Here is a 25,195-nt window from a genome sequence, read left to right as displayed (position 1 = left end):
AACTCCCTTTGATATTTTGTTCTGTATTCAACAAATTAAAACGGACTTTTTCTATCCAGGTGTTCAAAGCTTGAATTTTGTCGGGTGTTGATCAGCTGCTTTCTAATTTAAACCACGATAAAACCACTATAAATGACTGATTTATATATTTTATTTATTGTTTCTAATGCGCCGTGATGGGCTTATGGATTGTCTACAAGCGCTCATCTCAAGAGATCTTTTAAATGGCATAGTCTCTGCTTATTCAATAGTTATTCATTATGCACAGAGGTAACTCATGAAAATAAGCACCCGTAATACGTGGCAGGGCACAGTTATAGCGATTACCCACGGTACCATTGTTTCCGAAGTGACATTGGAAATTGCTCCGGATGTGATTGTCACTTCAATAGTTTCCAGAAAGTCGATAGATGACCTGAAGTTACAGATCGGCAGCCCGGCTTACGCACTGGTCAAATCAACTGAAGTGATTCTTGCGGTTGACTGATACAAAAGCCGTTACCTTATTTCTTTTTAGCAAAAAACTCCGGAGATAAATTAATGTTATTAGATGGATACAACAAACAAGGGTTATTGACAGTGACCTCGGTATTGGGCAAGACAGGCAGCTCAGGTATCAGTGCATTTCGTGGCGATCTCGTATTAATCGAAGGTGCTTTCCGCGAAGGTTCCACTACCGACAAAAAACCGCCTGAGTTGGTGATACGCCATGTGGCGCTATTGGCTGACAATGAAAAGATTTTGTTTGTCAGCGGTTTACTCTTCGAGCTGGAACATTTAGCTATTTTTGTTGAAAAATACAAAGCCGCTTTGAGCGCTGAAACAATAGCCTTATTTTTTGTTGAAAATATCGTTTCAGACATGCAAATCACGTTAGATGGCGTTGTTTTCAATTTGACACCCTATAAAAACGGCATGGTTTGGAATGATTTACTGGATTTACTTTACATAGAAAAAGCCGATCTGAAAGGCCAGTCAGCCGAAGATAAGGTGGTCACTGTCTTTGATGCCACAAAAAGTTTTGTGGGTAAATCACCGGTGGTTTCATACAGCGAGGCATTGACTCAAACGGTTGAAGTCAAGAAAGATGCCGCCGTCGGACCGGTTTAATGGCTTATGAATCCATTCGAAACGATTAAGGTAGCGGACGCTGAAAAACTGATAGCAGCGAGTGCGCCTGTAATTCTGGATTGCCGCGATTTAAAAGATTATCGTGCCGGTCATATTGAAAACGCGATGCATCTGCATGAACAATTGAAGGAAAGTTTGTTAATGAAGGGAAACAAGGAACATCCGGTGCTGATTTATTGCTATTACGGCCATGCCAGCGAGCATCTGGCCACCCAGTTTTGCGATTTTGGTTTTACCCACGTTTACAGTCTGGCCGGTGGTTATGCCGACTGGAAAGAATGTCATTCACAAACTCCTTCCACTTAAAGGCTGGTTAACCATGGCTCAATTATCCCGAGAAATCGCTTTACGCATCGCTTTGGCATCCAGAGTGCTTCCAGGCGTGGATGTGCCGATGCTGATAGGTATTCTGCATGATAAAGTCGGATCACCTCTGGACGACGACAAACTCAAAGCAATCACCGTCACCAACCTCAAAACCGGTATCGGCAGTCTCGATGGCGAAGAGGACGGTGAGGACATTGGCATCGGTTTGGCTAATATCAAACTGGCAATCCGTTATTTATGGGGTGAAGAGGCCGAAGACGAAAATCTGCCGGAAATAATGCCTTATCATGAAGGTGATATGCCGGAATCGATACGGGTTGCGATTGCTTCAAATTTGGGCACATTACTCAATGGCCATTTCGGTTCCTGCATCCGTTTTCTGGTTTATCAACTGTCCAGAAACGACTGCCGATTAGTCGATATTCGTTCGACTATCGATGCTGACAATGCCGAGGACAAGAATATGTTTCGTGCACAACTCATTAAAGACTGCCACGTTCTATTTATTCAATCCATTGGTGGACCTGCAGCGGCTAAAGTGATCAGAGCCGATATCTATCCGATCAAAGTGCCTGAAGTTATTGAAGCGGCGGAGAAACTCAGCGAGTTTCAGAAAGTCTTCGATGCGCCGCCACCCTGGATGGCAAAAGCGCTGGGACGGACCGCCGAAGAGCGCAAGCGGTTTATTTTAGAAGAATAATAGTGATCCTGATCAGCAGGCTGTTTCTGCTAAATTCATAAGACCGTCATGCCCGTCCGGAAACGGGCATCCAATGCCATGGATGGCAGTGGACTTTCACATCCTTGTATCCTGGATTCACTTACGCGGTCTAGCGCCTCCGGCAATCCATGCCGGAATGACGGCTTTAATTTACTTTCAATTACTGACGAGAAAATAGCTTTGAAAAAGGGGAATTTATTAAAAATCCGCCCCCATTTCGGGAAGTTATTTGTAACCCTATTCGTAGGAATTGGCCAATAATAATCCCTTCATTTCATTACTCAATGTGAAGGGTTATTTTATCGCTTGACAACCTGCTTTATTCCCCTCATGGTTCATCTAACCCATTCAAAAGTAGGAGAAAATCATGCGACTCATACTCCTTGCAACTTTAAGCACTGTTTTATCGGGCTTCCTGGTTCAAAATGTTCAAGCGGTCAGTATTACGGAGCGGGCCGGTAATCCCTTTCGGACAGCCGCAAATAATGAGGAATTCACACTTAACAAGCAAAACGTCAATCCCGATAAATTCGGGTTACTTCGTACCTATGATTTTGATGCGAAAGTCGAGACTCAACCGCTGATCATTGAAAAAGGTGCCGGTTCTGATGATCTGGTCATCATTACCACGATGAAAAATGACGTCATCGGTATCAATGCCAGCACAAATGAAACCTTGTATAAGGTCAAACTCGGTCCTGAAATCAGCTCTCAGGATATGGATATGTGGAAACATACCCCCACCTGGGGTATTTCGGCCACGCCGATTATAGATACTGCAACCAACACCTTGTTTGTCGCCGCATGGCTGCGAAAAAACGCCAATGACAACCGCTTTCGTGACTACTGGGTATTTGCTTTGAATCCCTTGGACGGCAGTCGTAAATCACCGCCGGTTCGTATTTTCGGACAGTCTCAGGAAGGCAATGGCTGCTGGTTCAACGATTCTGGTGCCGTATTCACTGAAAATAACCAGACACGGCAACATGTCTACCCAAAACTCAGAGCGGGACTGGCACTTACCGCCAACCATGGTCTGGTTCTCGCCTTTGCGGCAAATGGCGAATCGTTAATGGGAGGACGGAAAAATCCGCATGGTTTTGTCGTGGCTTACGATACCCGGGGCTTGCTAGCCCAGCCCGGATTTTCCAGCGAGGCTGCGATCTTTTGTGCAACTGCTTATAATTCATGGGGTGCTGGTATTTGGCATGCCGGCGGCGCACCGGTCACGGAAAATGACATGATCTATGTGGCGACCTCAAATGGAACTTCGAATAACGGTGATGTCGATCTCGCTGAAAGCATGATCAAACTCAGGTTCATTCCAAACAATGCCGGTGGGCGTCCGTTACTTGAACGGGTGGATTATTACAAGGCGTTCATGGATGAGCGCACTTCCGGTGCCGGCTGTCTGTGGGGAGACAATGACTCTGAAGTATCTTGTGGCCGTGCAGAAGCTCATGCGGCCGGAGCAGATTGGGATTTCGGGGCGGCGGGCCCGATGCTGGTGCCGGGCTCCAGTTTGCTGTTGCAGGGAACCAAAGACGGCATTATTTATTCGCTGGATAAATTTAATCTGGGGAAAAACGACCGATTTAATCAATTGATGTCCAAGCCGCCTTTGATCGCTTCATACAATGGCGGGGATGTAGCCGAGAATTGGGATAGGGCTCAACGCCTGAATCGAAGCCTGCCTTGCCCCTCAAGTCAACACAGTGAACACGGCTGGTTTATTCCATGCGGTGACCCTGAAAACAATAAAATGCATCACATCCACGCACTGTCATTTGCCCAGCGCGATCAGCTAGGCGGTATCGTTTATGTCTGGGGCGAAAATTCGACACTCAAATCGTATAACTTTTCAGCCTTAGGCGGCACGCTTCCGACTTTTCGTGCCGAAGGCCTTGAGCAAGCCTCATTAAATTCAGAATCACCGGGTGGCATGCCGGGTGGACTTCTGATGCTGTCCAGCAAGCCATCGGCCAAAACTAATTTTCCCTACGCCGTTGATTTCGGTTCGGCTATTCTTTGGGCGGTTTATCCTAAATACGGTGATGTCAACAAAGGCTTCGCCGAGGGACAACTGGTTGCTTATGATGCGACTACGGTTGCACCGGGCAATAAACTGAATCGCTTGTTCCGGACAGGAGACGACACCCAGGGCGGGCTTGGCACCATGTCCAAGATGATTCCACCCGTGGTCGCCAACGGCAGGGTTTATGTCATGATTTATCGCGTGGGCGACGTTTCCAATTGCAGTGCGCCCGATAATCAGCAGAAGGTCTGCAGTCAACTGAAAATATACGGATTGAAATAATTGTTTGCTCCGGATGGCTCAAATTAACGATCAGAGGTCGGCACAGTTACTGACTGTATCAGGCCGGGTTCAGGGCGTAGGGTTTCGTCCTTTTATCAGCAGACTGGCGCATCAGCTGGCACTGTGTGGCTGGGTCAAAAACAGGGCAGGGCAAGTTGACATTTTTGTTCAGGGTTTGCCGTCCAGTCTAATTCAATTTGAACAGCAATTAGTCTGCTCGGCACCGCCCTTGGCCAGACCCGTTATTGTCCAATCCTCAACTGAAAAACTTGTTAGCTTATCGACGTTTAAGATCCTCAGCAGCGAGGAGGGCACGTTTGACGAGATTCATGTGCCACCGGATTACTTCACCTGTGATGATTGTTTGTCGGAAATGCGTGATCCCGGCGAGCGCCGTTTCCGTTACCCCTTTATCAATTGTACCCAATGCGGTCCGCGTTACACGTTGATTAAACGTTTGCCATACGACCGGGTCAATACCAGTCTGGCCGAATTCCCTCTGTGTGAGGCTTGTCTGGCCGAATTTGACCAACCGAATGACAGACGCTATCATGCCCAGCCGCTGGCATGTCCTAACTGTGGTCCATCGTTGAGCTTTAAGCAAGGCCACCAGATCGTAGCCGGTGATAACGAAGGCGCTTTAAATTTGACCGTTGCAGCGCTTAAGTCCGGTTTGATTGTCGCCATTAAAGGGATTGGCGGTTATCACCTGGTTTGCGATGCCGGATCAGAGGACGCGGTTGTTAGGCTGCGCAGTCGCAAGCATCGTCCGGATAAGCCGTTTGCCGTCATGCTGCCATGGCAGGGCTGTGATGGCGCAGATATTCTGCATGAAGTGGCTGAGCCCAATTCGCAGGAGTTGTCATTATTAACCGATCCGCTCAGGCCGATTGTGTTGGTTGACAAACGTGCAGGATCAACTATTGCGCCTGCCGTTGCCCCGGGTTTGAACCAGATTGGCATCATGTTGCCTTACAGTCCGCTTCATCATTTATTGGCCGATGATTTTGGGGGGCCATTAATCATGACTTCTGCCAATATCAGCGGCGAGCCGGTTTTGACCGAGGCCTCCGATGTTGAGCAGCGATTGGGCGTTATAGCCGATGCATTTTTGCATCATAATCGGCCTATCGTGCGGCCCGCTGATGACAGTGTTTTCAGAATGACAGCGGGCAAACTGAGGCCGGTCCGGATTGGACGCGGATTTGCTCCGTTTGAATTTACGCTTCCCTCTGTGGTGGACTATCCGGTGTTGGCTGTGGGCGGGCAATTAAAAAATACCGTTGCCATTGCTTTTAATAACCGGCTGATCATGTCGCCGCATATCGGTGATATGGATTCATTGCGCTCGCAAGCCGTGTTTGAGCAAATCATAGCCGATATGTGCCGTTTGTACGGTGTCGAGATTAAAGCCATTGTTTGCGATGCACATCCCGACTACCGGACCAGTCGCTGGGCGGCAGAACAAGGCTTGCCTTTAACCCGGGTTTATCATCATTATGCACATGCCTCAGCGGTAGCCGGTGAATGGGCTGTAACAGAGCCTATGCTGGTTTTTACCTGGGATGGTGCAGGTTTGGGTGCAGATGGCTCAATTTGGGGGGGCGAAGGTTTATTGGGGCAGCCCGGTCAATGGCAGCGCGTCTGTTCATTTCGGCCATTTCGTTTGTTGGGGGGGGAGCGGGCAGGTCAGCAGCCTTGGCGTTGTGCGCTGGCTTTGTTATGGGAAACCGGTGAAAACCGTAACGATTTTTCTAAGGCGCATCCCTTACTTTTTTCTGCCTGGCAAAAACAGATCAATTCACCCCTGACCAGTTCTGTGGGCCGCTTGTTTGATACGGCTTCCGCTTTGTTGGATGTTGTGCAGGAGCAAAGTTATCAGGGGCAGGCTGCAATGATGCTGGAATCGCTGAGCACTAATGTTGATGAGGTGCCGCCATTGCGGCTCTATAAAAATTCCGGTGGAATTTGCTTGGCTGATTGGGAGGCTTTGATCGGCTTACTGTACGATAACAGACATTCAATCGAGACGCGTGCGGGTCAGTTTCATGCCAGTCTCGCCGAGACCCTGTTAAATCAGGCGCAACTGTTCCGTAACGAGTACGGCGTTAACAAGGTCGGATTTTCAGGCGGGGTGTTCCAAAATAAACGCTTGCTTGACCAGGCTGTCAGTTTGTTGGTGCAGCAAGACTTTGAGGTCTTTATTCCTGAGCGGGTGCCGCTAAACGACGCCGGTCTCAGTTTTGGCCAACTCATTGAAGTGATAGCGCAAGGCAATCACGCGATTTGATTAAGCGATCGTCTCGTTGAGTAAAAGGTTTGAATGAAGTTTTTTGCAAGAATGACAGATACCGTGGATCTCTATCGTTTTGCGCTGGGCGCTAAAATCTGAATCGTTGAGCTCATTGGCTAACGCATCCATCACCTGCTTGGCGGGTCTTTCCTGGACTTGATGACAGGCTTCACAAATCAGCAGCAGCAAATCATGTTGACCCTGCAGATGATTACAGCCGATAAACGCATTCATGCTTTCCACGCGGTGAATCAGCTTGTTTTCCAGCAAAAAATCCAGTGCACGGTAAACCGTGGCCGGTTTTGCGGAGTCGTTGAAGGGTTTGATGCGGTCAAGTAAATCATAGGCTTTAACGGCCTGGTGGCTTTCCCAGATCAGCTCCAGCACTTTATGCCGAATCGGTGTCAGTTGCGTTCCCCGCTGCAAACAAATTTCTTCGGCTTTTTTGATCGCGTCTTTGATGCAGGCGGTGTGATCATGACTGACATCGACCGGGTTAGGTGAATCGTTATTGGCTTTAGACATTTCTTGAAATCCACTTCATTAAGGCCCGAATACTATAACATTGCCGAAAGTGTGGCAATCACTCGGTGGCGTCTATGTCAGCGTCAGACAGTTATGATCCGGACGAAGCCTCAGCAAACCACGCGCTCAGCTTCGCCCGAAGTACCGGCTTACTTCAGAAATGAACAGCAATAATCGGTTGGTGTAATGATTTTAACGGTAAATTTGGATTGTGCAGGCACATTAAAAGAGTCGCCGCCTTTAATCGATTGCCATTGATCGGAGCCGGGCAACTGAACTTCCAGTTCGCCGTCGATGATATCCATGACCTCTGCATCGGCGGTATTAAACGTGTATTCGCCGGGGAGCATGAAGCCCAACGTTTTTATCGATCCGTCTGCAAATTGCAAAGTACGGCTGCTGACATTGCCGTTGAAATACACGTTGGCTTTTTTAGTGACTGTTACATTTTCAAATGATGACATATCCGTCCCGAGATAAATTTAAAAGTGGGTAATAATATCAGAATCGCTCAGTCTTGTGCCCTGGCAGTTATCCAAAACAGCACAGGCGCCTGAGGGTTTTGCTCATCGCTGTAAATAATCTCGATCGAATAACTGGCCTTATCAAGGTTTAGGCACCATTCACGGACTCGGTCGGTTTCTTGACTCCCTCCGGCATGGCCGGGATAGGCCAGGATAGAAACAATGCCATCGGTTGAAATCAATTCTAAAGAAACCGCCAGAGCGGCGAGTGTTGATTCGCTGGTTGTGATGACTGATTTGTCCCCGCCCGGCAAATAGCCCAGATTGAACAGTACCGCTTTAATCTGCCCGACATGCGATGAATGAATCCATTGTTTCATAGCGGCATGACTGGCATTGATCAGCGCTGCATAGGCCGTCAGAAGCCGATGATCCAGGGCAATACGGGTTTTTTCCAGGGCTTGAGCCTGAATGTCAAATCCGTAGACCCGGCCGTTCGGCGCTATCTTTTCAGCAAGAAAGCAGGTGTCGTTTCCGTTTCCGGCCGTGGCGTCTATCACGGTATCCCCGTTATGCAACAAAGTGGACAGGCGGTTGTGGATCAGGTTAACCAATGAAATGCGAGGCATAGTGTCGTTTGATGTCACAAGAGGGAGAAATGAGTTGGTCCGCTACTAAACTGTCGGCAAAATGAGCACTGAACCACGGTATTTGCAAACTCCCTTTGGCGCCAAATCCATTGAAAACCGACAGTTGCTTATGCTTGGGATGGCTACCGATAAAAGGCATGCGGTCGCTCGTGCAGGGGCGAATATTCGAATCGCTTGCAGTAATTCTGGCTTTGTTGAAAAAACCGGTCAATCGATAAAGTGAATCCAAGAGTAATTTTTCACCTTGTTTGGTAGGTTCAAGACTCAGGTTGTTTCTGATGAATGTTGCTCCCAGCCGGATTCGATGGTCGTCTAGCGGTACCAGCCAATGACCGAAATTGAGCATGAGAGGGGGTATTTTTGTTGGGTTTTCCAGTGTCAGAATTTCTCCTTTTACCGGTTGTAAAGGCAGCCAGTTAAACCAGGGGTTATTGATCAGTTGATAGCCTTCACAAAAAATAATGCGGCCGGGCCTGATATCCTGCCAGCTAAGCGACGGAGTCAATTGAACGTCCGAATAATTGAAAAGAGCGGGCCGGAAATGCCCGTTAATCATAAAGAATTCGCGTAGGCATGCCAGTAAAGGCCGCGTCAGCAAATAGCCTGTTTGTTTCTGAACCAGGACTCCGTGCAGGTGATGACAGGGGATTTCCAATTGGTCAGACGGTAGCAAAGAGGCCAAATAGGGCCGGTATCGGGAATCTTTTAGCCGTTTCAATGCGAAACGGTATTCGGTTTCATCGCGCAACAGCCTCAGCATTCGCTTTTCATGAAGAAAATCTTGTTTGAAATGCTGAGCCAGTTGATGGTAGTACGTTCTGTTAAACGCCATCAGTTGATCGGTTTCATCGGCTTTGACAAAACGCTGGCCGGTGACCGGATTGATCAACCCCGCTGCAATTTGCGAAGCATTGTTAGCGCCGGAATCAACGACCAAAACCTTGCAGCCTCGCCGGATCAACTCCCAGCCTAGCAAGCTTCCTGCCAGCCCTTGTCCTACAATTAAATAATCAATGTTCATGTGGGATATGTTAGCAGGGGCGGATAGGCATCTGGAAAACAAATACTGCCTTCATACTCAAAAATTGTTTGATTTTGATGTGCGAGGTGAGAACCCTACTCGAGGGCTTGATGGCTACTTACATGATTACTGCCGACATTCCCGCCAAACACACCCTGTAACTTCCGAAAACAGACAATTTTTCAATCAGATAGAATTAATTAGTCAGCAATAGGAGAAAATTATATTTGAAAAATAAGCATATGTAAGAGCACCATTTGATGATGAATTTGGAGTTATCTCATGAGAACCACGATAGTAATAGATGATGAACTGTTGGCAAAAGCTCAAGCATTGACTAACCTTTATGAAAAATCCAGCTTAGTAAATGAAGCCTTGAGAGCATTGATAGAAAGGGAGAGTGCAAAAAGGCTGGCCAACTTGGGCGTTACAGAACCAGGATTGGAAAAGATTCCTCGTAGACAAAATAACGACTAATTTAATGATCCTGGTCGATACTTCTGTCTGGGTAGATCACCTGCGCACTAACGAACCAGTACTTGCACAATTACTGCTGCAAAACCAAGTTATGTGTCATCTTTTTGTTAGAGTGGAAATTGCGTTAAGAAATTTACAGCAGCGGAACAAGATTTTGTCAGCTTTAGACAATTTGCCACAAGCCCCGTTGGTTTTTAACGAAGAAGTTAATTTTTTCATAGAAAGCTATCAACTCTTTGGCTTAGGCATTGGCTATATTGACTCGCATTTGCAGGCTTCGACGAGGTTATTGGGCAATGCGAGCCTATGGACACGCAACAAGCGTTTATTGTTAGTCGCTACAAAGCTCAAAATAGCGGCAAATTTTGAAGCCACAAACCAACACTGAATAACAAGCAAGGGTTAATAAAAAGCATCGCTGACAAAACCTAAATTTGGATACCAGTCTTTCAATTTAGTTATGTATGCTTGCAAGACTTGACCCTATACCGGGTTTTAAAAAAGCATAGCCGGAAAACCAAGTTGAAGAATGCAAGTTGGTTGCTAACATCCCAATAAGCAAATTTTTGACTGGAAATCTGTGTTCGAGAAAACCGAAGGCGCATTTGGTTTGAAGGGAGGGGGTTTATTAGCTTATCAATGCCGTGGAATTAAACGTGGAAGCCAAAGCTACAGTTTTCCGACCGGGGCCGCTGATGTCAAGGTAGGGTGCGGAGCTGAGATCGCCCAAACAACTTGATGTAGAGGGGGCCAGGCGAGGACTTGTCGGCCTCAATGGCATTTACGGGATTTACGGGTGCTGGCCTTGATTTCACGTGAGTAGTTTTCTCTTTTATTTTCCATCTCCCCGAGCGGTCCAGTTCCAGGACACGATCATGATATTCAATTAAAGTGGAACGGTGTCCGACACTGATAAAACCGGTGCCGGCCTCCTTAAGCAGTTGATACAAGCGCTCTTGGTTTTCTTCGTCTAGCGCGCTGGTGGCCTCGTCAAGGAAGGCGAATTTGGAATTTCGCAAGAACAGCCTAGCGAAGGCCACGCGCTGTTGTTCCCCGATTGAAAGCACGTTGATCCAGTCCATCACACGATTCAGATCGCTATCCACGCGCTCCAGCACATCCGACAGGTTGACCTTGCCCGCCACTTCGAGAATTTGCTCGTCGCTAAAGCCTTCGTCGGGATACGGGTATAGCAACTGGTCCCGCAGGTTCCCGTCTATCATATAGGGGCGCTGGGGCAGGAACATGATGTCGCGCAATGGTGGCCGTTCGAGCGCGCCGGAGCCGATTGGCCACAGGCCGGCTATGGTGCGCAAAACAGAACTCTTGCCAGTGCCGCTTGCGCCCATGATGAGAAGGCTCTGGTTACGACGCAGTTCAAAGGACAGGTCGTTCACCAGTGTTTTCATCCCGTCCGGCGTGCGAACGGTCAGCTTGTTCAGACTCACTTTTAGGCTGTGTTCGTCTACTTCCTGGCTCCCCTCTTGTGCCACCCGATCCTCCTCTGCATCGAATTCATCCAGCTCGTCCCAAAGCATGCCGAGACGCTGCACGCCGGCCAGGTAGGCACTCAGTCGCTCGAACTGCGTGACGATCAGCGACACAGAGGACAGGACCTGGGCGAACGCCCCGGCCGACTGGGTGACGACGCCGAATTCCACCTCTCCACGCATAAACATGGGAGCGACGATCAAGACTGGCATGAGGGCTGCTGCATAAAAGTAGCCGCTGATGAAGAATGCAAGGTTTCGATTCCAGCCGATGATGTCCAACATGTTTACCACCGCCGTCATCAAACGACCCACCAGAACACGTCGCTCACGCTTTTCGCCGCGATAGAAGGCGATGGATTCGGCGTTGTCGCGCACACGCACCAGGCCGTAGCGAAAATCGGCCTCTTTCTGATACTGGTTATAGTTCAGGCCGATCAGTCGGCGGCCAATAAGGATACTCAACCCGGTGCCGACCAAGGCATAGATCATCAGCACGCCGACCAGTGTCGTAGAGACAGCCCAAAGCACACCGACAAATGCGACCACCGTGACAATAGCGTTCAGTGCGATGAGCAGGAAAGACAGCGAGACGGAAGAGAAATTGCGCACATCCTCGCTGATGCGCTGGTCTGGGTTGTCGATGCTGGCCGAGCCGCACAGCCGGTAGTAAGCACGGTTGTTGAAATACCGCTTGACCAGGTGCTGCGTCATCCATTCCCGCCACAGCAGGGCTAGCCGCTCTTCCGTCCACCTGTAAAAAGCACCGAGCGGGACGGCCAGGGCAAATGTACCGAGATAGAACCACAGCATTTGCCAGTACGCAGGAGTGTCCTTCTTTGAGATGGCGGTCATGAAATCCCTGGCCACATAGCTCATAACCACTTGCACTCCGGCGACGCACAGAACCAGGACGAGTAGAACAACGGCAAGCTTACGCGCCGTGAACCGGCGCTCCGAGGCGAAAAACGCTTTGGACATGATCCAGAGTAACCGGCAGTTTGTGCTGAAAGACGATTTATCGCCAGCTTTTTGGTTCAAAGATACTGCAGATGAGTTTTGATCCATAACACTTAACGAACCTTAAGGAATACCATGGGTAAGGCAAACTAAAAAAGGAGTCAGATGGATTGTCTTCATCGTTGATGACGATACGCCGCTCGCTCCACTTTTGCATCGGTGATATCGAGAAAGCCAAGTAGAGCTGGATATGCGGTGCGACCGGCATGATAGTCAGGTAGCTGGTGAAAGTCCAGTCTTTACCCGGTGAGAAGAAAACAGCAGGAGAATGCAATGGTGTCCAAAGAAACTTTGAGTAGCAATCCCATCAGTTGGTTTATTAACAGGAAAGAACGAGAAATACGATTCGACCGAAAGCAGGCGCATTGATTTGATGTCTCTCAATGGATTAGTCTTGCTTGAGGAGCCGGGGTAGTAGTCCGCGTTGCTCCAATTAGCGATAGTATAAAGGGAGGAATGTTGATCTTGAAATGTACGATTACGCAAGCTAATTGCAACTACATTTTGAAGGACAGTTTATTTGCCCTTTCCTGTCACCGCAAATTAAATCTTATCTGTCGGTAATGGGTCGCTAGCATCCGTTCGCAACACTCACAAGCCGACAATCACTAATGGTGTAATCGTATGGGAATAGATAGCCTGATAAGAATTGAAACCGGGAGCAGGTTTGTAGCGGAATAGGCAAAATAGATTTATTCAGTGTGACAAAATTTTCTGGTGTTCCGGATTAGAACTTTTTTAGGGAAAGCGTTTATTCGGTCAGAGCGATTTAATTCGCGTCAGATTTTGGTCGCAGTTCAAATCTGCTTAACATGTATCTTCAACGTTTGAATGCGGTAGGCGATTTGTCTGGGCGTCATTTCCAGCAGTCGGGCAGCTTTGGCTTGGACCCAGCCGGTTTGTTCAAGCGCGGCGATAACCCGCTCGCGTTCATCCAGATTGTCATCGTCCAAATCAACCGGTTTGATTGGATACGTGTTCATTGTCATGCCTATTTCACTTTCAAGTCCGGTACTAGCGATAACATCACGGTCGATTATACCGTCTGAGCTCATGATCGCGGCACGTTCCAGCCTGTTTTCAAGTTCTCTTACATTGCCGGGCCAATAATGTTTCATTAGGATGCGCAGTGCGCTTTCCTTGATTTCCAGATGCCTGCCGCCTTGCTGGTTGGAGATACGGTTCAGCAAAAATGCCGCCAATTCAGGAATATCCTCGATACGCTCGCGCAATGGCGGCATATAGAGCGGCATGACGTTAAGCCGGTAATACAAGTCTTCCCGAAACCGGCCTTCCGCGACTTCTTCTTCCAGATTTCGGTTGGTTGCAGCAATTACCCGAACATGGACTTTCAGCGTTTTCACTCCGCCTACCCGTTCAAATTCGCCTTCTTGCAGTACCCGCAATAATTTGGCTTGAAATGAAGCCGATATTTCCCCGATTTCGTCCAGAAACAAGGTGCCGTTGTCTGCCAGTTCGAAGCGGCCTTTGCGCAGGCCGATCGCGCCGCTAAACGAGCCTTTTTCATGGCCGAACAATTCCGATTCCAGCAACGTGTCGGGTAGCGCCGCGCAGTTGAGCTTTAAGAAAGGCCCATTGGCGCAGGCCGAATTAAAGTGGATGGAGTTGGCTACGACTTCCTTGCCGGTGCCAGACTCGCCGCGAATCAGCACGGTCGTGTTCCATTTTGCGACCTGCCGGATGATGTCAAACACTTTCAGCATGGGTTCGGAATGGCCGATGATGTTTTCGAACCGGTAATTACGGACCAGCGTTTGTTTGAGATAATCCCGTTCGTTCGTCAGCTCGTTTTGTTTGCGTTCCAGGACGCGCAGCATATTGACGCTTTGCGCGATCAGGTTCGCGACCATTTCCAGAAAGCGAGCTTTCTCGCCTAAAAAACGCGCATTCTCGGGTTGCGCGGCTAGAATACCGACTACTTCACCTTGTTGAACCGCCAGGGGTGAACCGATAAACGGCAGATTGGGATTATAAACGCCCAAACGGCTCAAAAACCGGGGTTCATCGGCAATACGGTCGACCACAATGGTACTGCCTTCATCCAAAATAGCGCCTACCAGTCCTTCTCCAGGCTGATAGCGCACCGATTTGTCAATATTTTCGCCATAAACTTCACAGATGCCCATGCTGTCATCATCAACGTCACGTAAGGTAATCATGCCGAAGTGCAGGCCATTACGTTTGTGTAATATTTCCAGGATACCGCCCAGTTTGCTGTGCATATCATGCGTGCTGTTCAGCAATTGACTGACCAGGAACAAGGTATCCAGTTCGGACTCGACCAACAATAGACGCTCTGACATGATTTATCTTTTGACCGTTGATTTTTTTTGGTGCACGGGAAACCCGATCTTGAAACGGCAGCCTTCGCTGTAGGCCGAATCAATTTCTATGGTTCCATTGTGTTGGTTGACGATTTCTTTCGCCATGACCAACCCCATGCCGGCCTGAATCGCACCCATAGGGTGAGTGGTATAAAACGGTTCAAAGACTTTGATTCGTTGATTCGAGGGTATGCCGGGCCCTTTATCATCGAGTAAAACATAAACCCAATTGCGTTCAACGGCCGTCGTTATTTTGATTAAGCGCTCTTTGCTACCGTTGCGGTTCATCGCTTCTATGGCATTATCTATCAACTGTTTGAAAAGCATCCGCAATTTGTTTTCCGATCCCAATACGGAAGGTAAAATGGGACTGGGCCGCCAGTCAATAATGATGCCGTTAGCCAACAGTTTTGTGCTGCTCATTTGCGTGACTTCGTGCAGCAGTTGATTCAAATTGACCGGTATCACGGCTGTTTCGGGAATCTCAGGAACGCATCGCTGCAAGGTGGCCAGCGTTTCATCACCCATTCGGCTGACTTGCTGCAAAAGATCTTTGATCGGGCTGTTTTGGCTATCGTTGCGTTGACTCATGATGTTGATAGCCGCGCTGATCTGATTTAGCGGCTGGCTGATATGGTGCATTGCGCCCAGCAAGGTTTCCCTGATACTCCGCAGTTGTTCTTCTTCGGCCAGCAGGGTGCGTAATGTTTGTAACTGGAGTTCTTCCTGCTGTCTCCGCTGTTGGGTAATGTCACTTAAACTCAATAACAGGTAATCTTTCGTTTGACCTGAAAAGAACGCATCGGCACAGGTATCATTTTCGGTAAACCAGTTGCCTGAACAGGCATACCAACGAGTTCCTCTTCGCCCCATGCCTTCCATCCTCAGTTCCCGGTTTACGAAACCATGTTCGGTGTTGGATGCGTATTGCCAGAGATCGCCCATATCCTGGCGCAACAGATTCAAAAAAAACTGGACCGGTTCCTGGAGTCCCAGGTCACTGATCAGCATTTTATAGACCTGATTATCCATGACCACCCGGTCTTCTTTATCCAGCACAACCATCGCGACAGGGGACGCATTGATTACTGATTCGATCAGTTTTTTCTGATTTTTGACCTTTTGTTCGGCATGGTACGTCTTGGTTATATCCCTGTGCATCCCAATATAGTGCGTTATATGACCCTCTTCGTCCTGCATTGGCGCAATGGATAATTCAGCCAGGTAGCGTTGTCCGGTTTTAGTTCGATTGACTAGATGGCCGCGCCAGACTTTTTTGCGCGAAATGGTATGCCATAAATCGTAATAGACGGTTCTGGGTGTTGATCTATCCGACAATGCCGATTCGTTTTGCCCCAGTATTTCCGTTGATTTATAACCGGTGACTTCGGTAAAAGCCTTGTTTATATAGAGAATGTTGGCTTTCTTATCGGTGATCGATATCGCGATAGGCACTTGTTCGACGACTTGCACCAGCATAAAAAAAGGCAGCATCTTACCTTGCTGCCCCAATGACTCGATAAGCTTGTGCAACTGTTGGTTGACCGAAGCAGACGGAGCCAGCAGGGCCATCATCTGCTCGATATCGAGAGAGGAATGTTCATAATCCGGAAACGTATTATTCATATCGATCAGTCTCTCTATTTCCTTAATATTATGAAGGATTAAGCAATTTAAACGCCAAATTCATTTAAAGACCGCTTGTCCCTTTAACATTAAGAGCCTTATGTAGAAATTGCTACGTAATTCAGACGATTCGGCTATCCGATTTTGTAGCGTTTACGACAATAGCTATTCCCGTTTAAGTCATTGTGTTTTTTTTCACACAGAGAAACAGGCTGCATTCTGCTTGGTTTCGGCATGGTTAGTGGTGTTCACCAGTCAAATCGGTATTGGCATGGTTGATGCTGTCCCACAGGGAAAAGATAACGAATAAAGGCAAGATGATGGGCGAATATTTAATGCTGATTGTGGGAACTGCGTTAGTCAATAATGTGGTTCTGGTCAAGTTTTTGGGGTTGTGTCCGTTTATGGGCGTGTCCAACAAACTGGACTCTGCACTGGGCATGGGGCTGGCGACCACTTTCGTGTTGACCTTGGCGGCACTCTCCGGCTGGTTGCTGGAACACGGTGTATTAATTCCGCTGGATATCGGCTTTTTAAGAGTATTGAGTTTTATTCTGGTGATTGCGGCAGTCGTCCAGTTTACTGAATTGGTGATTCATAAAACCAGTCCGGTCCTTTATCAGGTGTTAGGTATTTTTCTGCCTTTGATTACGACTAATTGCGCGGTACTGGGTGTGGCCTTGCTTAATATTCAACAAGAATCGGGATTTATGGAAAGCGTCCTTTACGGGTTTGGTTCTGCGCTGGGTTTTACGCTGGTCATGGTTATTTTTGCGGGACTTAGAGAGCGGCTGGCTTTAATGGCTGTGCCGGTTTTATTTGCCGGAACTCCGATTGCATTCATTACAGCCGGCATACTGTCTCTGGCCTTTATGGGTTTTGCCGGTCTTTCTCCAAAATAGCGAGGTTTATATGTACGTGTTATCCGCGATTGCAAGCTTGGCGACTTTGGGTTTGGTATTGGGCTGGTTATTGGCGATTGCTGCTAAATATCTCAAAGTCGAGAGCAATCCCATCGTAGAGGAGCTGGAAGCCTTGATGCCGGGATCGCAGTGTGGACAATGCGGATTCCCGGGTTGCCGTCCCGCTGCGGAAGCCATCGCAAATGGAGAAGCACCTATCACGGTCTGTCCGCCGGGAGGCAGTGCTTTAGCAGAACAATTTGCAGCGCTGCTCGGTGTTTCCATTGATCTAAGCAATTTTGAAGAACCGGAATTTTTGATCGCCAAAGTCAGCGAAGATACCTGCACAGGCTGTACGCGCTGTTTTAAAGTCTGCCCAACGGATGCGATCGTCGGTGCAGCGAAACAGATTCATGCGGTAGTGGCAGATGCGTGTACCGGATGTCAGAAGTGTATTGATGTATGTCCCACAGAGTGTTTGCAGATGCACAAGCCGGAAGTTACCTTGCGTAACTGGCGCTGGCAAAAGCCTTTACCAGAACTTGCCGGGGCGCCGGCATGATCAGCTTAATGCAAAGCTTTAGAATTCGGGGCGGCGTTCATCCGGATCCCAAAAAAACGGCAACGACCGATCTTTCTATCGCGTCTGATTTTCCTTTACCTAAAAAATTGTATATTCCGTTACAACAGCACGTTGGCAAACCGGCTGAGCCCGTGGTCAGGGTTGGTGATTACGTCTACAAAGGGCAGTTGTTGGCACACAGTCAGGGCATGATTTCAGCACCTGTGCACGCACCCAGTTCCGGTGTTGTCACCGATATCGCAGATTATCCCGCTCCTCATCCATCGGCCTTGCCGATACGTACCGTATTCATGGAAACCGATGGGAAAGATGCCTGGCAATTACTGCAGACCCATACCGACCCTTTTGCCTTGAGTGCTGAAGAAATCAGTTTACGTGTGGGTGCCGCCGGTGTTGTCGGCATGGGTGGCGCCACGTTTCCGGCTGCCGTCAAGCTGAATCTGGGCCGGAAAAATAAAATCAGCACCTTGTTGATCAACGGCGGCGAGTGCGAACCCTATTTGACGTGCGATGACCGGCTCATGCAGGAGTCAGCCGATGGCATTATCGATGGAATTCGCATCATGCTGCACGGCATGGAAACACCGCAAGCCATTGTTGGCATAGAAGATAACAAGCCTGCGGCTTTTCGTGCGATGAAAAATGCGGCGGCTGACTATCGGCAAATTGAAGTAAGACAGGTCCCGACTCATTATCCTATGGGATGGGACAGACAATTGATTCGCTATTTGACCGGAAAAGAGGTTCCGGCCGATGGGCGGGCAACCGATGTCGGTGTTTTGATGCATAACGTAGCAACGGCTTATGCGATTCATAAAGCGATACGGCATAACCGTCCGTTAGTGGACCGGGTAGTCACTATTGCCGGTGGCGCTGCAGGATCCCCCGGAAATATTTGGGTGCCTATCGGTACCCTGATTTCAGAATTACTGGATTATTGCCGGGTTAATAGGACACGCATGGCGCGCTTGGTGATGGGCGGGCCAATGATGGGCGATGCATTGCCGATTGCTGAACTGCCTGTCGTCAAAGCAACCAGCGGCATACTGGCCTTGACCCAGGACGAAATCACGCGCGGCAGTGAACAGGCCTGTATTCGCTGTGCCCGATGCATTAGTGCTTGCCCTGCAGGTTTGCTGCCGGTCGATATGGCGAACAGAATTCGCAGCAATCAACTGGAGTCGGCCGTTGACATCGGGTTAAAAGATTGCATCAGTTGCGGTTCGTGTTCTTATGTTTGCCCATCCAACATACCTTTGGTGCATTATTTTAAGTATGCGGCCGGTGAATTGGCAGCAAGGCAGCAAGCACAACACAAAACCGAGCAAACCAAAAAACTGATTGATGAACGGAACAAACGTATTGAACGGATTGAAAAGCAAAAAGCCGAGGAAGCGGCGCGGGAATTAGCTGCGAAAGTCGCAAAATACACGGCAGACCAGGCGGAGCAGGTAATATGAATACGGTTGCACTGCTGACAACAGGACATCACTCATGCTGAATGTCAAGCCCACGACAGGACCCCATACCACAGAAAACTTGAGCATTGGCGGGATTATGCGGCAGGTTATTTACGCGCTGATCCCTGCCACTTTGTTCGGACTTTATTTGTTTGGCTGGCCGGCGATTAATTTATTTTTGATCACGATCTTTTCTGCTCTGTTTTTTGAATATTTCTGTCTGAAACTGGCCGATAAACCGGCGCTGCCGGCATTAAAAGACAGTTCCGCACTCTTAACCGCCTGGCTACTGGCAATGAGTTTGCCGCCTTGGGCTCCCTGGTGGGTGGGTGTTATTGGTGCTGGATTAGCAATTATATTGGGCAAACAAGTTTACGGCGGCTTGGGGCAAAATTTGTTTAATCCGGCCATGCTGGCCAGAGTAGCCTTGCTGATTTCATTTCCCTTGGAGCTAACCACTTGGGCTAACGTCGCGCCGTGGTTATCAGAGTCCGCACCTGATTTTAAGACCGGGTTGCACATTACCTTCATGGGTCTGGACAATATCGACAGTTCTACCGGTGCCACCGTGCTGGGCTATGTGAAAACCGAATTGTCGCAAAAGCATCCGTTATCGGCGAGTCTCGCAGATATTTACAACTCGAATAATGCCTGGCTGGGTTTCATGCGAGGCAGTTTATCCGAAACATCGGCTATTCTTTTGATTTTGGGTGGGGGCTGGTTACTGTTTAAAAAAATCATTACCTGGCATATTCCTTTATCGATCATTATCTCCGTTGCTTTAATTTCAGCCGTGTTTCATGCCCTGAATCCCGAAATCTATCTAAGTCCAAGTGTGCATCTCAGTTCCGGCGCATTGATGTGCGCCGCTTTTTTTATCGCTACCGATTATGTCACTTCGCCGAATACGCCGCTAGGTCAGCTTATTTTTGGCTCGGCGTGCGGTCTGTTGATTTTTACGATAAGAACCTGGGGTGGATATCCGGAAGGGGCGGCTTTTGCGATTTTATTGATGAATGCGTTGACACCGCTAATCGATCATTACGTAAAACCCAGAATTTACGGCCGGGATCGTCAGGGGCGGCCATTAGAGCTTTGAACTAGCCGCCTTAATTAATCAACGAGAGTATCGATGAATCTGAAACAACTAAAAGCCCGTGTTTCTTATCAGACAATCCTGCTGGCTGCTTACGCTTTGATTGCCAGCGCCTTGCTGGGTGTTGCCGATCTCAATACACGGGATGTCATCAAACTACGGCAGGAAGAAGATTTAAAAGCCTCATTGGTTCAGGTTGTTCCGGCCGAACTTTTTGATAACGATTTGGTTAAAGATGCTGTGCCTGTTCCGGCAGATAGCGAGTTAGGTACAGCAGAAACCCTGGTTTATTTGGCGCGAAAACAGGGAGAAATCACGGCAGCAGCATTCCAATTAACAGCACCCGACGGTTATTCGGGTAATATCAAAATGATCATGGGCTTGAACCGAAACGGCGAAGTCTTAGGCGTTCGCGTCATTGCTCATGCTGAAACACCGGGTTTGGGCGATAAAATAGAAGTCAGTAAATCCGATTGGATTTTGAATTTTAACGGACGATCCATTCATAATCTGACCGTTAAGGAATGGGCTGTCAAAAAAGACGGGGGCATTTTTGATCAATTCAGCGGCGCGACGATTACGCCGCGTGCGGTTGTCAACACGATTTACAAGGGTTTGTTGTTTTTCGATAAACATAAATCCGAATTATTCAATTGATGAACAGGCGAACTGCTTTATTTTTATCGCCAATCTTACTTAACCGGAGTCAGTATGTTGCTATCGAAACCTTATAAAAGACTCGCTTCTGACGGACTTTGGGGGAACAATATCGTACTCGTCCAGAATCTGGCGCTTTGTCCTTTGCTGGCCGTAACAGGTACGGCAACTAACGGTTTGGGTATGGGTTTGGCGACCTTAGTTGTTCTGGTTATGTCAAACGGCATTATTTCGTTGAACCGGCATCTGGTTCCTGCTGAAGTTCGAATCCCTGTTTTCGTTTTGCTAATAGCCAGTTTGGTGACACTGGTCGATTTGTGCATGAATGCCTGGATGCATGAGATGCATAAAGTATTGGGTTTGTTTATTGCTTTAATCGTTACGAATTGCGCGATATTGGGCCGAGCCGAGTCGTTTGCATCAAAAAATTCCCTGGCCTTGTCATTGTGGGACGGCTTGGTGATGGGGGCCGGCTTTACCTTTGTCCTTGTGGTGCTTGGTGCGGCACGTGAAATCGTATCTTCCGGAACTTTATTTGCCAACGCATCGTTGTTATTGGGTGATTCGTTTTCTTTTCTGGAACTGACCCTTATTCCAAACTACAAAGGATTTTTGCTGACCGCCCTGCCGCCGGGCGGGTTTATTATGTTGGCATTTATCATCGTTGCCAAGCGATTGGTTGATAACAAACGGGCGGCAAAACTATCCCGGGTAAATGTCAACGAAGCTATTCCGGAATTGTAGGAGACAAACATGAATGTGGGTGTATGTTATGCAGAAGCCGATCGTCAGCTTTGGTTACGATTGGAGGTGCCCGACGGCAGCACAATCGAACAGGCAATTCAGTTATCAGGTGTTTTAAAACAATATCCCGACATCAATCTTGAGAACCAAAAAGTGGGTATTTTTGGAAAAATCGTTAAGCTGGATACTGTTGTCACGGACGGGGATCGTGTGGAAATATACCGGCAGATTACCGCCGACCCTAAACTGGTCAAGCGTCGAAGGCTTTAATTTCGATCCGGGGGAACTATGTATATCTGTGTGTGTAAGGCAGTAACGGATGGGCAGTTGGAGGCAGCTATCGATAGCGGTTTATGTTCGCGTAAACAATTGTTCCAATGTTTCGGCGTCGGCGGCGATTGCGGCAAATGCAATTCCGAAGTCGGCGAGATTTTGGACAGGAAAAGAAACTGCCGCTTAACAAAAGCGGCCAATGAAAATTTAGTTACGTGCACTATCTAAGGAGTGACGCTATGCAAGGTGATAAAAAAGTTATCGATTTTCTAAATAAAGCGCTGGAAAATGAATTGACGGCCATCAATCAATATTTCCTGCATGCCCGCATGTATAAAAATTGGGGCTTTCAAAAACTCAATGAAAAGGAATATCACGAGTCCATTGATGAAATGAAACATGCCGACAAGCTTATCGAGCGTATTTTATTTTTAGAGGGTTTGCCGAATCTGCAAAATCTCGGCAAGTTAATGATCGGCGAGAATCCACAAGAAATGCTTAAGTGCGACCTTAAACTTGAACACATTGCCTTGCCTTTGTTAAAAGACGCCATCGCCTATTGCGAAACTGTTAATGATTATGTAACACGCGAACTGTTCGAACACATTCTGGAAAGCGAGGAAGAGCATGTCGATTGGCTGGAAACTCAGTTGGAGTTGATTGAGAAAATCGGCTTGCAAAATTATTTGCAGTCACAAATGTAAATGTCGAATAAGTCATCTCGATTCAGATAGGGATGACATCGAAACATCTACTTCTTTCATGCTGAATGCTCTCCTGGAAATGACAGAAATAATCATGTCAGTGCAGTTTTCGCCTCAGTTGCTTGATTTTGATTTGGCTATTGTTAAATCTTAATTTATTGGAAAGGAACATAACTTGCCGAGTGATTGCTTGAGTTTCAGCATTCAACTCCTCTGCTATTTGCTCAATCGTAAGACCCATCATGACTAACTGGGTAATTGTGTTTTCGTATGCAGTTAACAGAGTAGCTTCATCAAAAGAATGTTGAGACAGGTTCCATTTGTCAGTGGTGTTAACGGTCTGATTATCGGCTTTTGACTCATTAATTCTTTTTGTTTTAAAACGCTCCGGTAACCAACGTTCACCTTCAATCACGGAACGAATTGCTCGAGTTACCGTGCATGCGTTATCCTTGGCGCTCAGAATTCCTGAAATTTCATGTTTAGCCATTACTTCCGTAAAATCATGGAAGTCTTCATTGACGATTAAAATGATATCAACCGGAGAATCGGCCATTCGAATTGCGTTTATCCAAAGATCTGAACTTGATTCCAAGCCTTGCATGTCCAATAAAAGCAAATTTGGCTGTGCATGGTTAAGCATTATCGGTATTAATTCGGCTCTATCTAAACGAAGCGATGAGGCGCTGATGAAAGTATCCCAACTGAGCTGAGTCAGCCAGTTCTGATAAAGGACCGGATGCAGAGATACCAGGACCAGGCTGAATAAGTCATTGACTGATTTGAAGCTGAATTGAGAAGAAATAGAAACAAGAGGCAGGCCTGGGCTTGTCTCAGGAACACCTGCTAGTTGCTGGGTTTTTTCGTTGTTAGAGGTTGGCTGGAAAACAGAAGGCCAGCGCCGATCACACTTTCTTCGTTCGATACTATGACTGTCAATGCCAGGATTTAATTTATTAACCAATATCGAGCGGAGTTGGTCTTCCAGATTTTCAAATACAGTATCATCAGTCCAAAATGGTTCCTGCATGACCTTTTTGATTTTTTTGGGTTTTTCATCTTTTAATAAGATGACAGGCGTTTTCGCCAGATAATCATCGGTTTTTAATTGATTTTTGATCTTCTCACATTCTTTGTCGCAGCATATGACAATCACATCCGGATGTTTTTCATTGAAGCAGTGAGATTCAGACAGGCCAGTGCAAATAACAGATTGATAGCCTTTATTCTTTAATCTTAAAGTAAGTTGTTCAGCCGGGGAATGATCTTCGGAAACGACCATAATTTGAAATAAACGCTGCGATTCCACGGTTAATAAAGGGCTTTTTCTTCGGTCGCCATCTGAAGTGCGCCGTTCCGTAAAATTGTTTTTCATCTGATGTTGGACTCTGTTAAGACTTTTCCTGGAATTAACCGATTTAATTAACGCCTTAGTTCAGTTCTTTTCGCGATAACCATAAACTACACCATTCAAGACGAGAATAATACCTGAACAAAAGTATTAGACATCAATAGAGTTGTGCATTTGTAAAGTCTTGTGACCAAATTGGAATGAAATAAATTCAAAGCCATCGCAATAATTACTGTGAGTTTGCAAAACTTGGAAATTCTAGTAAATTGGATTTTTTAAAACACTGGATAGGATAGATGTGAATAATTTTTTGTCATTTCAAATTCATGGCGGCGGAGATCATGGGGAAGGATTTTCAGCCTATGTTGCCGAACTTCTGGCTTTTTTTGAAGGTCTGGCCGGCAAAGAGCCTTCCGATATGTTGGCAACTATTTTCCCTGGGTTGACTCAGTTAGAAAATATTCATCCGATTCTGGTGCATTTTCCGATTGCGTTTTTAACAGGATTTTTTTTGCTGGATTGCTTGGGTGGGCTATTCAAAAAATCACATTGGCGGGATGTCGCTAGCGGGCTGCTTTATTTGGGCGCGCTGACAGCCGGATTAACAGTGGCGGCAGGGCTTCAAGCGGCTGAATCAGTTGCTCATGGGGATGCTGTTCATGAAATCATGGAGAATCATGAGCATATTGGAATTGCCGTTTTAGTACTTTCACTTTTTTTAAGTCTATGGCGTTTTGTCGGTCGATTATCAACAGGTGATAATCCAAAAGGAGCAGCGAATGGTCTGTTCATTACATTTTCGGCCATTCTTGTGGTTTTAGTCATGTTTGCGGCAGATCTCGGTGGATTAATGGTTTATCAGCATGGTGTTGCTGTAAAAAATAATCCTTCTGATGCTGTCCAATTAGAGCTTCATGATCATGAGCACGGTCATTCTCATGCAGTGGAAAGTGGGCAAAACCATCAACATTCACATAGCCACGATCATTAAACGCTTCGACTAACTAAAATGAACTGT

The 25,195-nt window shown here is 47.4% G+C and carries 26 protein-coding genes; 18 read left to right on the top strand and 8 right to left on the bottom strand.

The annotated features are described in order from the left end of the window. The first annotated feature begins 277 nt into the window (after positions 1 to 277). The 6 genes from GO003_RS17710 (at position 278) to hypF (ending at position 6,786) form a co-directional block, all read left to right on the top strand. Positions 278 to 487 (top strand): TOBE domain-containing protein, encoded by a 210-nt coding sequence (locus GO003_RS17710; RefSeq protein WP_159654727.1) that lies wholly within the window; start codon positions 278 to 280, stop codon positions 485 to 487. A gap of 53 nt (positions 488 to 540) precedes the next feature. Next, positions 541 to 1,110 carry a hypothetical protein gene (locus tag GO003_RS17705; protein ID WP_159654729.1) on the top strand — a complete coding sequence of 190 codons (570 nt, stop codon included), beginning with the start codon at positions 541 to 543 and terminating at the stop codon, positions 1,108 to 1,110. Between the two features lie 6 nt (positions 1,111 to 1,116). Then, on the top strand, positions 1,117 to 1,437 hold the full coding sequence (locus GO003_RS17700) for a thiosulfate sulfurtransferase GlpE (protein ID WP_159654731.1): 321 nt from the start codon (positions 1,117 to 1,119) through the stop codon (positions 1,435 to 1,437). A 13-nt stretch (positions 1,438 to 1,450) separates the two neighbouring features. After that, on the top strand, positions 1,451 to 2,158 hold the full coding sequence (locus GO003_RS17695) for a dinitrogenase iron-molybdenum cofactor biosynthesis protein (protein ID WP_159654733.1): 708 nt from the start codon (positions 1,451 to 1,453) through the stop codon (positions 2,156 to 2,158). Between the two features lie 388 nt (positions 2,159 to 2,546). After that, complete coding sequence (locus GO003_RS17690) at positions 2,547 to 4,496, top strand: hypothetical protein (RefSeq protein ID WP_159654735.1); 1,950 nt, start codon at positions 2,547 to 2,549, stop codon at positions 4,494 to 4,496. A gap of 13 nt (positions 4,497 to 4,509) precedes the next feature. Beyond that, entirely contained in the window at positions 4,510 to 6,786 is a 2,277-nt protein-coding gene (gene hypF / locus GO003_RS17685) for a carbamoyltransferase HypF (RefSeq protein WP_231089053.1), read from the top strand. Here the strand turns inward: hypF and GO003_RS17680 are convergent, their stop codons facing one another. The 4 genes from GO003_RS17680 to GO003_RS17665 form a co-directional block, all read right to left on the bottom strand. After that, positions 6,787 to 7,314, bottom strand: coding sequence for a transcriptional repressor (locus GO003_RS17680; protein ID WP_159654621.1), 528 nt, complete (start codon positions 7,312 to 7,314; stop codon positions 6,787 to 6,789). It lies immediately after the preceding gene. 149 nt (positions 7,315 to 7,463) lie between these two features. Further along, positions 7,464 to 7,778, bottom strand: a complete 315-nt coding sequence (gene ppnP, locus GO003_RS17675; RefSeq protein ID WP_159654619.1) for a pyrimidine/purine nucleoside phosphorylase — start codon at positions 7,776 to 7,778, stop codon at positions 7,464 to 7,466. 47 nt (positions 7,779 to 7,825) lie between these two features. Continuing rightward, positions 7,826 to 8,407, bottom strand: a complete 582-nt coding sequence (locus GO003_RS17670) for a class I SAM-dependent methyltransferase (RefSeq protein ID WP_159654617.1) — start codon at positions 8,405 to 8,407, stop codon at positions 7,826 to 7,828. After that, complete coding sequence (locus tag GO003_RS17665) at positions 8,385 to 9,449, bottom strand: NAD(P)/FAD-dependent oxidoreductase (protein ID WP_159654615.1); 1,065 nt, start codon at positions 9,447 to 9,449, stop codon at positions 8,385 to 8,387. Before GO003_RS17665 ends, GO003_RS17670 begins: the two co-directional genes overlap by 23 nt. 282 nt (positions 9,450 to 9,731) lie before the next feature. On the opposite strand from GO003_RS17665, the gene GO003_RS17660 reads away from it, so the two are divergent. Both GO003_RS17660 and GO003_RS17655 read left to right on the top strand, forming a co-directional pair. Next, on the top strand, positions 9,732 to 9,926 hold the full coding sequence (locus GO003_RS17660) for a type II toxin-antitoxin system VapB family antitoxin (RefSeq protein WP_159654613.1): 195 nt from the start codon (positions 9,732 to 9,734) through the stop codon (positions 9,924 to 9,926). Between the two features lie 4 nt (positions 9,927 to 9,930). Next, positions 9,931 to 10,314: a type II toxin-antitoxin system VapC family toxin gene (locus GO003_RS17655; RefSeq protein ID WP_159654611.1), complete on the top strand. Its 384-nt coding sequence runs from the start codon at positions 9,931 to 9,933 to the stop codon at positions 10,312 to 10,314. 310 nt (positions 10,315 to 10,624) lie between these two features. Here the strand turns inward: GO003_RS17655 and GO003_RS17650 are convergent, their stop codons facing one another. The 3 genes from GO003_RS17650 to nifL all read right to left on the bottom strand — a co-directional run bounded on the left by GO003_RS17650 (position 10,625) and on the right by nifL (position 16,407). Next, on the bottom strand, positions 10,625 to 12,397 hold the full coding sequence (locus GO003_RS17650) for an ABC transporter ATP-binding protein/permease (RefSeq protein ID WP_206444618.1): 1,773 nt from the start codon (positions 12,395 to 12,397) through the stop codon (positions 10,625 to 10,627). 836 nt (positions 12,398 to 13,233) lie between these two features. Beyond that, positions 13,234 to 14,760: a nif-specific transcriptional activator NifA gene (gene nifA / locus GO003_RS17645; protein ID WP_159654607.1), complete on the bottom strand. Its 1,527-nt coding sequence runs from the start codon at positions 14,758 to 14,760 to the stop codon at positions 13,234 to 13,236. 3 nt (positions 14,761 to 14,763) lie between these two features. Further along, the gene (gene nifL / locus GO003_RS17640) at positions 14,764 to 16,407 is read right to left on the bottom strand and encodes a nitrogen fixation negative regulator NifL (protein WP_159654605.1); all 1,644 of its coding nucleotides are present in this window, start codon (positions 16,405 to 16,407) and stop codon (positions 14,764 to 14,766) included. 320 nt (positions 16,408 to 16,727) lie between these two features. Here nifL and rsxA point away from each other — a divergent pair, with 320 nt between their 5' ends. Genes rsxA through bfr form a run of 9 tightly spaced genes read left to right on the top strand, consistent with a single transcriptional unit; the run spans position 16,728 to position 22,826 of the window. Next, on the top strand, positions 16,728 to 17,309 hold the full coding sequence (gene rsxA, locus GO003_RS17635) for an electron transport complex subunit RsxA (RefSeq protein ID WP_159654652.1): 582 nt from the start codon (positions 16,728 to 16,730) through the stop codon (positions 17,307 to 17,309). 10 nt (positions 17,310 to 17,319) lie between these two features. Continuing rightward, positions 17,320 to 17,871: an electron transport complex subunit RsxB gene (rsxB, locus tag GO003_RS17630; RefSeq protein ID WP_159654603.1), complete on the top strand. Its 552-nt coding sequence runs from the start codon at positions 17,320 to 17,322 to the stop codon at positions 17,869 to 17,871. Continuing rightward, positions 17,868 to 19,352 (top strand): electron transport complex subunit RsxC, encoded by a 1,485-nt coding sequence (gene rsxC, locus GO003_RS17625; RefSeq protein ID WP_159654601.1) that lies wholly within the window; start codon positions 17,868 to 17,870, stop codon positions 19,350 to 19,352. The genes rsxB and rsxC overlap by 4 nt, the downstream gene beginning before the upstream one ends. 34 nt (positions 19,353 to 19,386) lie before the next feature. Beyond that, a complete protein-coding gene (locus GO003_RS17620; protein ID WP_206444617.1) occupies positions 19,387 to 20,451 on the top strand; it encodes an RnfABCDGE type electron transport complex subunit D in 1,065 nt (354 codons plus the stop codon). 33 nt (positions 20,452 to 20,484) lie between these two features. Then, positions 20,485 to 21,105 (top strand): electron transport complex subunit RsxG, encoded by a 621-nt coding sequence (gene rsxG / locus GO003_RS17615; protein WP_159654599.1) that lies wholly within the window; start codon positions 20,485 to 20,487, stop codon positions 21,103 to 21,105. A gap of 54 nt (positions 21,106 to 21,159) precedes the next feature. Further along, positions 21,160 to 21,849, top strand: a complete 690-nt coding sequence (locus GO003_RS17610; RefSeq protein WP_159654597.1) for an electron transport complex subunit E — start codon at positions 21,160 to 21,162, stop codon at positions 21,847 to 21,849. Positions 21,850 to 21,858: 9 nt separating this feature from the next. Further along, positions 21,859 to 22,119 carry an RnfH family protein gene (locus GO003_RS17605; RefSeq protein WP_159654595.1) on the top strand — a complete coding sequence of 87 codons (261 nt, stop codon included), beginning with the start codon at positions 21,859 to 21,861 and terminating at the stop codon, positions 22,117 to 22,119. Positions 22,120 to 22,137: 18 nt separating this feature from the next. Next, complete coding sequence (locus tag GO003_RS17600) at positions 22,138 to 22,350, top strand: (2Fe-2S)-binding protein (protein ID WP_159654593.1); 213 nt, start codon at positions 22,138 to 22,140, stop codon at positions 22,348 to 22,350. A gap of 11 nt (positions 22,351 to 22,361) precedes the next feature. Then, complete coding sequence (gene bfr / locus GO003_RS17595; protein WP_159654591.1) at positions 22,362 to 22,826, top strand: bacterioferritin; 465 nt, start codon at positions 22,362 to 22,364, stop codon at positions 22,824 to 22,826. A 97-nt stretch (positions 22,827 to 22,923) separates the two neighbouring features. On the opposite strand, the gene GO003_RS17590 is transcribed toward bfr, so the two are convergent. Next, entirely contained in the window at positions 22,924 to 24,201 is a 1,278-nt protein-coding gene (locus GO003_RS17590) for a hypothetical protein (protein ID WP_159654589.1), read from the bottom strand. Positions 24,202 to 24,595: 394 nt separating this feature from the next. Between GO003_RS17590 and GO003_RS17585 the strand changes: the two genes are divergently transcribed. Next, complete coding sequence (locus tag GO003_RS17585; protein WP_231089052.1) at positions 24,596 to 25,168, top strand: DUF2231 domain-containing protein; 573 nt, start codon at positions 24,596 to 24,598, stop codon at positions 25,166 to 25,168. The last annotated feature ends 27 nt before the right edge of the window (positions 25,169 to 25,195 follow it).

The sequence above is a fragment of the Methylicorpusculum oleiharenae genome (genome assembly GCF_009828925.2).
Classification (GTDB): Bacteria; Pseudomonadota; Gammaproteobacteria; order Methylococcales; family Methylomonadaceae; genus Methylicorpusculum; species Methylicorpusculum oleiharenae.
The sequence above is the reverse complement of the archived record's forward strand: the minus strand, read 5'-3'. Positions and strand labels throughout refer to the sequence as shown.